The sequence below is a fragment of the Bradyrhizobium liaoningense genome (assembly GCF_018130955.1).
Taxonomy (GTDB): Bacteria; Pseudomonadota; Alphaproteobacteria; order Rhizobiales; family Xanthobacteraceae; genus Bradyrhizobium; species Bradyrhizobium liaoningense_C.
The window spans coordinates 1-9,131 of sequence record NZ_JAFCJM010000115.1; the positions used below are offsets into that span (position 1 = coordinate 1).

The window sequence follows — 9,131 nt, forward strand, 5'->3', positions numbered from 1 at the left end:
GCCCATGCCGGGCAGGCGGCCGAGAGATCGCGAGCCCAAATTTTCAGATCTCTGCCCCGGCTGAGAGCGTCGATCCTACCGACTTCTGCAACAAAATCGGCCAGAAGCCGACATGTCGAAAGCGATCGTCGGAGGCGCAACGCGAGCATGGCAAACCTCATCGCCGGACGTTCAAGTCAGGGGCAGACTGATATGAAACACGGCTCCACCTGTCGTTTGGTTGTCCGCCCATATGCGACCGCCGTGGGCCTCGATGATAGTTCGTGCAATCGACAACCCAATCCCCATGCCCTGCGCCTTGGTCGTGAAAAACGGTTCAAACACCTGCTTTGCCTTCTCTGGCGGAATGCCGGGACCGGTATCGGAAACAGCGACGTCAGCAAATCGGTCAATGCGCGTGGTCCGAATAGCGATCTTGCGCTCGGATTTCGGCATGTCGGCCATTGCATCCATGGCGTTTACAATCAGGTTCAAAATGACCTGCTGTAACTGAATACGGTCGGCCCTGATAGGCAGAGGCATTGGAGCGATGGAACTACTTAACTCCACTTGCCGCGAAACCGCGAGTCCAGAAAGAAAGTCTTCGGTCTCGCGAACAAGTTCATTCAAGTCGATATCGCTCAATTCAAACGGCGCTCTCCGCAACATGCTTCGCAGGCGACGAATGACTTCGCTGGCGCGCTCTTGATCACGCCGGATATCGGCCGTGATCTCTTTGATCTCATCGATGTCTGGCGACGGAGATCGGAGCAGCAATTCCATTGTCTCGGCGTTCGTCTGAATAGCACCGAGTGGCTGATTGATTTCGTGGGCGATTGATGCAGTCAATTCCCCCGCTGTTGAAAAGCGATTGATACGCGCAAGCTCCGACATGCGTTGACGTGACTGCACTTCGGCGTATCGACGGCGTCGTTGCTCGTAGAGGAGGCGAGAAATTAGTCCGGCCTGCACCACGATGACTCCGAAGATTAGGGCCATCTGCCAAGCGTAGGTTTGCCACAGAGTGAGTTCACGGAAGTCGATCTCCGCATCAGGTGGCAAACTGTGTTCGCTGATGCCCCAACGCTGCATCTGCCGCCAATCGAACATGACTTTGTTGCTCGGAACTTCCGAGACGGCCTGAGAGGGCGCGTCGCCAGACAGAACCCGCAAAACCAGCTTGGCAGTGTCCGCGCCATGCGACACGAAGCTGTAGAGGCTCCCCCCTACAATTCCACGTCCAAGATATTGATCAGCAAAGCCATAGACTGGCACGCTTGCTGCGGTGGAAATACGCTCGACGACTTCGTGCGGAATGAAGGGCTTGCCCGCGCCGTCTTGAAAAAATGTCGTAAAAAGGACGATGCTATCGGAGGGCAAGCGCGAAAGCATGGGGAGCAATGATTGGAAAGGTAAATCATAGAGGTATGTAAACGCTACCCGGCTCTCATACGCCCGAAACTCATTCTGTGCTTGGGCGAAAATTGTATCGTCAAATTCTGATGTGCCCGCAACGACTACAATCTCTCTAGTCTTGGGATGGATACGAAGTACTATGTCAAGTGTCGGCGCAAATTCTCGTTTTACGAGAACGCCATACCAGTCGGGCGGTAGAGGCCGATCTCTGAGTTGTTTTCTATCCAGCCCGCAGAACACAACCGGTGTTCCAGGAAAAATCAGCTTGCCAAAATTTGACAGGAATTCGAACGCAGGGACCATCACTGCGACCGCAACTTCGATCTTCTTGTCTGCATATTTGGTACGAAGGAAATCTCGCAGCGCCGACTTGTAGGTATCTGAGCCGAATCGAGACAAATCCATGGATTCGCGATAAACCTCAATCGGATCGACGGAGTTAGCTTGCAATGTGCGGGCGAACTCCGCGTCGAGCAACGACAAACCCGGCAATTCTACCCGTTCGTCAAAAAGCAAAACCACTCTTCGCGTTTCGGCAGACACCGATGGCCCCGCTATCGTCAATGCAAGGCTTGCGCACACAATCAAAAATGGGATCCGCAGCGACATGACTCGGGCCAGCAGGAACCACTCACGCCATCTAAGCTACCCCAAAATTAGGTCTAGGTGCCACGTCCCGTCAGGTCGGCTTTGGGTCAACAGCGGCGTCGGGAGGTGCGGCCACTAGCTTCCGGTCTATCCCGTTGAGCCGACAATCTCGGAGCTGGCCCGCACTTCGCATTGGGGCCAACAGGCGGCATCACACGTTTCGCCCAAAAGAAAGAGGCCGCCAACTTAGGGCGGCCCCGCTTGATTGATGCTTCGTCACTCACAGTCTTGAACAGCAAGTTCCCCTTGCCATTGCAACAGCCCCATACGCGCTAATTAGTGGTTTTATCGGCCATGAATTGATCGCCTGAGGTTGTAATTTTTTTGTAGGACTCTGGGGAATTCCCTGTCGACGCCGCTACTCGCTATTTTTGTGATGCGACAGGTAGGCTTGAGTGCTAAGTTTATCTCTTAGGCGTCCATTGAGGCCGCTCAGGCGGTCTCGCGCAAGCAGTGCTCACAGTCCGGCTCGAGGCTGTGCGATGCCCAAGATTTTATTGATCGAAGACAACGAGATGAACCGCGACATGCTCTCGCGGCGTCTCGCGCGTGGCGGCTACGAGGTCGCCATGGCCGAGGATGGGGCGCGGGGCGTCGCAATGGCGGCGAGCGACAGGCCCGATCTCATCTTGATGGACATGAGCCTGCCGGGGATCGACGGTTGGGAGGCGACCCGCCGGATAAAGGCCACGCCTGAGCTGCGCAAGATCCCCATCATCGCGCTTACGGCGCACGCCATGGCGACCGACCGGGAAAAGGCGCTCGAGGCCGGCTGCGACGACTATGACACCAAGCCGATCGAGCTGCAGAGGCTACTGGGCAAGATCGAGACGCTGCTCGCGGCTGCTGGACAGTAGACGACCTACAAGTTCCGGACAGGTGACGAGAGGAAACAACCCATGAAAACGGCTCAGTACAAATGGTCCAAGAGTGACGGGTGGCGGCCGAATTTGCCTGCCGGCGAAGTCGGACGACAAAGTGTCGTGTTCGTTTTCGGCGCCAGATCACTGATGCAGGCAGGTGACCTCGTGGGCGAACTGCGCGACCACTTCAAAGGGGCCGCCATGCTTGGTTGCTCGACTTCCGGCGAGATTCTCGGCGACACGGTCGTCGACGACTCGGTGATTGCCACCATTGTCGACTTCGACCATACGCGACTCCGCTCCGCCTCTGCTACGATTGGTGAGGCCAAGGCGAGCTACGACGTCGGCAAGCAGCTCGCGCAGCAGTTGAACGACGCCTCATTGCGCCATGTGTTCGTGCTTTCGGACGGCTTGCACGTCAATGGCTCCGACCTGGCGCACGGTCTCGCGGGCGGCGTCTCGGCAGGCGTGTCGATCACCGGCGGTCTTTCCGGAGACGGAACCAATTTTGCCGAGACCTGGGTCATTGCCGACGGCGGCGCGGGTCCCCAGCGCGTGGCAGCGGTTGGTCTGTATGGCGACGACTTGCGTATTGGCTACGGATCGATGGGCGGCTGGCAGCCATTTGGGCCGCTGCGCACCATCACCCGGGCCGAGGGAAACATCCTCTATGAGCTGGATGGGGGGTCAGCGCTCGATCTCTATAAATCGTACCTTGGCCCTCACGCCGACCAGTTGCCAAGCTCAGCCTTGCTCTTTCCAATCCTGGTTACCGAGGCAAAGGGCGGCCAGGGTGTCGTCCGGACAGTCCTGTCCGTGGACGAGCACAGCAAGTCGATGACGTTCGCAGGCGACATCCCACAGGGCGGAACGGCACAGTTGATGAAGACCAACGTCGACGATCTGGTCGACGGCGCAACGGCCGCCGCCAAGGCCAGCCTCAGCGGGTTGGCCGACAGGCGACCAGATCTGGCAATTCTGGTGAGCTGTGTCGGTCGTAAGCTTGTGATGAAGCAGCGCACCGAAGAAGAAATCGAGGCGATCCGAGATGTCTTCGGAAGGGATACGAAGATTTCCGGCTTCTACTCGTACGGCGAGCTTTCCCCCTTCATGCACGGTGGCGAGTGCCGCCTGCACAATCAAACCATGACCATCACAACTTTCGCCGAGGACTGAACGGTCACAGGTCACCGATGCACAGGCTGCTACGACGCCAGCTCAGAAAGCACCTCGGTGTCGAGGGAGAAGTTCCGGCTGCGTTGCAGTCGTTCGTAGCAGCCGTCGATGCCGCATACACCGATTTCGACAGCGATCGGGCGATGGTCGAGCGCTCGCAGGAGCTGAGCTCGAAGGAGCTGTCGGAGGCGCACGACAGGGCTGCGCAGGCCCAGACTCGGCTGACCGACGCGATCGAGAGCATCTCGGAAGGCTTTTTCCTCTTCGATGCCAGTGATCGCATGGTGCTGTGCAACTCGCGCTATCGCGAGCTCTACCCGGGGCTGGCCGATCTTATGCGGCTAGGGTTGGAGTTCGAGCATTTGATCAAGACCGTGGTCGAGCGTGGAATCGTGCCCGACGCGGCTGCACGACCTCAAGAATGGATCGAGCAAAGACTTGCTCGACATCGCAACCCCGGAGGGCCGTTTCTCCATCACCAATGGGACGGTCGCTGGATCCAGATCAGCGAGCGCAAGACGCAGGATGGCGGCACTGTAGGCGTTTTCACGGACGTGACTGAAATCAAACGGCGAGAGGGGGAGTTGGCTGCTGCGCGCGACAAGGCAACGGAGGCACAGCGCCGACTGATCGACGCGATCGAGAGTATCTCAGAGGGTTTCTCGCTTTACGATGCCGACGACAAGCTGGTGATATACAACCGGCGGTACCGGGACATGCACGGCACCGGCAGCATCGATGTCGTGAAACAAGGCGTATCGTTCGAAGCGATCCTCCGCAATGCGACCGCGAGCGGCGAGATCCCCGACGCGGTGGGACGCGTCGAGGCTTGGATCACCGAACGTCTGGACCGGCATCGCGATCCCAAGGGCACGCATATACAACACCGCTCTGACGGGCGCTGGATTCAGATCAACGAGCGCAAAACCGACGACGGCGGCACGGTCGCGACTTACACCGATATCACCGACGTGAAGCAGGCCGAACAGGCGATCCAGGAGAGCGAGCAGCGGCTGCGTGTCATTGCCGAGGCCGCGCCGATGGCGGTAGCGATCGTCACCTTCGATGATGGGATCATCCGGTATGCCAATCAACGCTTCAGCGAAATGTTCGAGCTCGAAGGTTCGTCCGCCCTGGGCATGCAAGCGAAAACCTTCTACGCAGACCCGCAGCATCGCGAGCGCTTCATCAACGCGCTCACCGAGCACGGCCATGTGGAGAGCATGGAGATGCTGCTCAAGCGGGCTGGAGGTGAGGAGTTCTGGGCGCTCATAGCGTCGCAGCGCGTCCAGTTCGAAGGGCGCCCGGCGATGATCAACGGCCTCGCCGATATCAGTGACCGCAAGCGCATGGAGGGCGAGCTGCACAAGGCGATCTGGGCGAGCGAGCAGGCGACCCGCGCGAAGTCGAACTTCGTCGCCAGCATGAGCCATGAGCTGCGCACGCCCTTGAATGCGATCATCGGCTACAGCGAGATCCTGTTCGAGGACGCCCAGAGCGCCGGGCGCGAATCGGAAATGGCGGACCTGCGCAAGATCCAGGATGCCGGCAAGCATCTGCTCGGCCTGATCGACAACATCCTCGATCTTTCCAAGATCGAGGCCGGCAAGATGACGCTCTATCTCGAGACCTTCGAGTTGCGGCCGATGATTGATAGCGTCGCGGCGACCATCACTCCGCTGGCCAAGAAGAACGGCAACGCGCTTGTGGTGAACTGCGCCGACGAGGTCGGCACGATGCACAGCGATCTGACCAAGGTGCGGCAGGCCCTGTTCAACCTCCTGAGCAATGCCTGCAAGTTCACACAGAACGGGACGATTACGCTCACCGTGCTCCGTGACATGGACGAAACCGTCGACTGGGTCGAGTTCCAGGTGCGCGATACCGGTATCGGCATGACGCCAGATCAGCAGGCCAAGGTGTTCGAGGCCTTCACTCAGGCCGATGCCTCCACCACCCGCGCCTACGGCGGCACCGGGTTGGGCCTCGCCATCACCAAGAGCTTCTGCCGGCTGATGGGCGGCGATGTGACACTGATCAGCGAGGCCGGCAAGGGGACGACCTTCGTCGTTCGCCTGCCGGCGGTGACGCGCGCTGCATCGGACGCAGCGAGCTTGGCGGCAGAGAAGCGTTCCGAGCGTCCGCAGGTAGCCGAGCCCGAGCATGCGCCGATCGTTCTCGTGGTCGACGATGATCCCAACGCGCGGGAGTTGCTGCGCCGACACCTGCAACGCGGCGGTTACGCCGTTCGCCTGGCTGCCAGTGGCGAAGAGGCGATGCAGCTCGCCCGCACGCTGCGGCCCGATGTCGTCACGCTCGACGCTCTCATGCCGCACATGGATGGCTGGGCCGTACTCAGCGCCATGAAGGAAGATGCCGGACTCGCCGAAATTCCCGTGATCATGGTTACGATCGTAGATAACCAGGGCATTGGCTTCTCGCTCGGTGCCGCCGACTACCTGGTCAAGCCGATCGATCGCGACAGACTGGTTCGTGCAGTGGACAAGTGTTGCCCAAAAGGTGCACCACGGCACGTGTTGATCGTTGAGGATGATGCTCCGACCAGTGAGCTGATAGGGCGCGCCTTGCGGCAGATCGATTGCAGGGTCACGCAAGCAGAGAATGGTCGGGTTGGTCTTGAGCGTTTGAACGAGGCTTTACCGGACGCAATTCTGCTCGATCTGATGATGCCCGAGATGGACGGGTTCGAGTTCATCGCACGGGTGCGCGCCGAATCCCGCTGGCGGCGCATCCCGATCATCGTCGTCACCGCCAAGACACTGACCGCCGATGATCGCGCGCGGCTCAACGGCCAGGTACAGCATTTGGTGCATAAGGGCGAATATAGCGGCAAGGCCGTGCTGGCGGCGCTCGACGAGCTGGTACCCCAGCACGTCCGGCGCGCGAGTCCGGATCGGCCATGAGCATCATTGGCACCGACAGCGCGCGCGCCGGGCGCATTCGGCTGGCTCAGCTTCGCCAGGAACTGTTGTCCCCGGTCAACGCCTTGCTCGGCTATGCAGAGATCGTACACGAGGAGGCGTCCCGGAAGGGGAGCCCGGACATCCTCCCCGATCTGAACCGTATCCTCGGCGCTGCGCGCGATCTCGCCGGCAAGGTCGACCGGCTGGTGGAGGGCGATCGCGCCAAGAGCTCGCCGGGCTCAGCCGCCGCCACGCAAGAGCAGGAGCTGCGTCACGAGTTGCGCACGCCCCTCAACGCGATCAAGGGTTATGGCGAGATGCTGCGCGAGGATGTAGCCCATTCCTCAAGCGACTCGCTGCGGGCAGATCTCGACCGCCTCTTGGTGGCGGCCGCTGACCTGCTGCTGCGTCTCGATCGCATCGTGCGATTCTCGGTCGATGTCGAAGAGACGCGTTTGGCCCCCGATCAGACCGGTGCGGTCATTGTTAGCGACTTGATGCGCAGCCTCGGGCCAGTCCGGCATGAGCCGAATACTGTCAGCGAAACCGGCTCCATTCTCGTCGTGGATGACATCGAGGCCAACCGCGATCTCCTGTCGCGCCGACTGACCCGCGACGGCCATCGCGTCGCTTCTGTGCCCGGCGGTCAACAGGCGCTGCAGGCGCTCGCCGACGATGAGTTCGACCTCGTCCTGCTCGATTTGATGATGCCCGATATCAACGGGTTTGACGTGCTGGTGCGTATGAAGGCGGACGAGCGGCTGCGCCGCATCCCGGTGATCATGATCACGGCCCTGGCGGAGACCGAGAGCGCCATCCGCTGCATCGAGGCCGGGGCCGAGGACTATTTGCCGAAGCCGTTCGATCCGATCCTGCTGCGCGCGCGGATCAATGCTTGCTTGCACAAGAAGCGCTGGCGCGACCGCGAGCAGAAGTATCTTCGCCGCATCGAGGAGGAGACCGCCAAGTTCGAGCGGCTGCTATTGACCATCCTGCCAAGGCAGGTGATTGGCCGCCTGAACCAAGGCGAAGCCATGATCGCTGACCGCTTCGAGGGCGTGAGCGTTCTGTTCGCCGATCTGGTGGGCTTCACCCAACACTCGGCACGGGTCACGCCTGCAGCGATGGTCGAGTATTTGAACCGGCTGTTCTCGGAATTCGACGCACTTGCCCGCGAGCTTGGTGTCGAGAAGATCAAGACCATCGGCGATGCCTACATGGCCGTCGCCGGCGTGCCCGATCCGAATCCCGATCCGTTCGCAGCGATCGCGAACATGGCGCTTGGCATGATCGATCGGCTGAGCCGCGTCAACGACTATTTCGGCTGGTCCCTGCAAATCCGGATCGGCATCCATTCCGGTCCCGTGGTCGCAGGGATCATCGGCACCCACCGCTTCGTCTACGACGTGTGGGGCGATACTGTAAATGTCGCCAACCGGCTCGAAGCCTATTCTCTGCCCAATCGAATCCATGTGTCCCAGGATACTGCCCGCCAGCTCGTCGGCCCCTTCGTGCTGGAGCCACGCCGCAGCATTGACGTGAAGGGCAAAGGCAAGCTTGAGACGTTTTTCTTGAGTCGGATTTAAAGCATGATCCGGAAAAGTGCGCAGCGGTTTTCCGAAAAGATCATGCTTAAACAAGGAGCTCAAGCGCGATGACGATTCAACCTAAAGCCATCGCGCTCTAGGCGCGCCCCCCGTGGTGGCTCAATTGGAAGGGTCATTTGAAGCTTTTTTTGCCCCCTCGGATAGGCGAGCGACTTCCGAGTTGGGTCAAAGGCAGCGGTCGAGGCAAGCTCCGAGCAGAGTCCGGACCACCTCAAACAGCCGACGTCATGACGGCTGGTGCGCGGTTCGGCACAGGGCCACGAGCAGAAGCGAACCGATGCGCGGGTCAGCTTGAGGTCGGTCGTGCAACCTCCGAAGATACGGCCGTCGTTGACGAAACTCAATTCGTCATTTCCTGCACTTTGAACTCGTGTATATAGCTGGACCTATGGGGCCTCCGTCGGGGAGGAAGCGATGGCGATCGAGAGTTCCCGCAATCCCGGCGCCTTTCGTGAATTCGAACATGATGGTTGGGAGACCGTCAGTGTTGGGTATGAGCGGCACTTTGCGCGACTTAC

The 9,131-nt window shown here is 59.9% G+C and carries 5 protein-coding genes; 4 read left to right on the top strand and 1 reads right to left on the bottom strand.

Annotated features, from left to right (window positions below; translation table 11 throughout):
* Positions 1-171: 171 nt before the first annotated feature.
* Complete coding sequence (locus JQ632_RS38410; protein ID WP_212407917.1) at positions 172-2,004, bottom strand: ATP-binding protein; 1,833 nt, start codon at positions 2,002-2,004, stop codon at positions 172-174.
* Positions 2,005-2,525: 521 nt separating this feature from the next.
* Here JQ632_RS38410 and JQ632_RS38415 point away from each other — a divergent pair.
* From JQ632_RS38415 to JQ632_RS38430, 4 genes are all read left to right on the top strand, one after another.
* Complete coding sequence (locus JQ632_RS38415) at positions 2,526-2,900, top strand: response regulator (protein WP_212407918.1); 375 nt, start codon at positions 2,526-2,528, stop codon at positions 2,898-2,900.
* A 42-nt stretch (positions 2,901-2,942) separates the two neighbouring features.
* Positions 2,943-4,082: an FIST signal transduction protein gene (locus JQ632_RS38420; protein WP_212407919.1), complete on the top strand. Its 1,140-nt coding sequence runs from the start codon at positions 2,943-2,945 to the stop codon at positions 4,080-4,082.
* A gap of 83 nt (positions 4,083-4,165) precedes the next feature.
* A complete protein-coding gene (locus JQ632_RS38425) occupies positions 4,166-7,006 on the top strand; it encodes a PAS-domain containing protein (RefSeq protein ID WP_212407920.1) in 2,841 nt (946 codons plus the stop codon).
* Between the two features lie 206 nt (positions 7,007-7,212).
* Positions 7,213-8,592, top strand: a complete 1,380-nt coding sequence (locus JQ632_RS38430; protein WP_212407921.1) for an adenylate/guanylate cyclase domain-containing protein — start codon at positions 7,213-7,215, stop codon at positions 8,590-8,592.
* The last annotated feature ends 539 nt before the right edge of the window (positions 8,593-9,131 follow it).

Coding starts and splice junctions, on each gene's coding strand:
- JQ632_RS38410 (WP_212407917.1), bottom strand. CDS start 2,004: ATGTCGCTGCGGATCCCATTTTTGATTGTGTGCGCAAGCCTTGCATTG.
- JQ632_RS38415 (WP_212407918.1), top strand. CDS start 2,526: ATGCCCAAGATTTTATTGATCGAAGACAACGAGATGAACCGCGACATG.
- JQ632_RS38420 (WP_212407919.1), top strand. CDS start 2,943: ATGAAAACGGCTCAGTACAAATGGTCCAAGAGTGACGGGTGGCGGCCG.